Annotated in this window: 1 protein-coding gene; it reads right to left on the reverse strand. The window is 73.4% G+C overall.

What is annotated here, in order from left to right; translation table 11 throughout:
* The coding region (locus Q1A87_RS23615; protein ID WP_299657300.1) for a MobA/MobL family protein at positions 1–620 on the reverse strand (620 nt) is incomplete at its 3' end.
* Positions 621–699: the final 79 nt, after the last annotated feature.

Consider the following 699-nt stretch of genomic DNA (forward strand, 5'->3'; position numbering starts at 1 on the left):
TCCAGCCCGTGCGCGGCGAAGTACGCATCCTGATGCGCCCGCCAGAGCTCGCCCCAGCGTTCGCCGTCGGTCACCGCGGCGCGGCCGGCGAGGCTGCGCACCACAGGGTCGAGATCGCGCGCCTTCTTCGCCGCGAGCCGGTCCCCCTCCACCCGCCGCGTGGTGATCAGAAGATGCGCATGGGGATTGCTCCGCTCGCCCTCGGGCGATCCCGCCCCGCCCTCGCCCCCATGCGGCGCGTGGATGTCGAGCTGTACGGCCAGCCCACGGTCGACGAAGTGCACGCGGGCGAAGCTCTCGGCCAGCGCCACGTGGTCGTCGTGGGTGAGCCCGGCATCGGCCGGCAGCGCCAGCACGATCTCGCGCGCCACCTGCGCGTCGCGCCGCCGCTCCGCCGCCTCGGCCAGGTTCCACAGCGCCGCGCTGTCGCCGAGCCGGGCATCCGCGCCCTCGGGCAACAGCACCGCGTGATGCTCGGGCGCGTCGCGATGGGCGAAGGAGTAGCGCTCGGCCGTCCGCGCGTCGGTGATCGCCACCCGCGCGTTGTAACAGGCCGACCGCACGGCCGAGCCGCCGCTCGCGCGGGACAGGTAGCGGGCACGGGCGAAGGCAATGGCCATGCCAGCAGCTTTGGCTGCCCTCCGCCAGGAAGCGCAAGCCGCATTCGGTCGAATGCATATTGCGTCTGCCTACCCGCTC

Origin of the sequence: uncultured Jannaschia sp. (assembly GCF_947494055.1) — a bacterium.
Classification (GTDB): Bacteria; Pseudomonadota; Alphaproteobacteria; order Rhodobacterales; family Rhodobacteraceae; genus Jannaschia.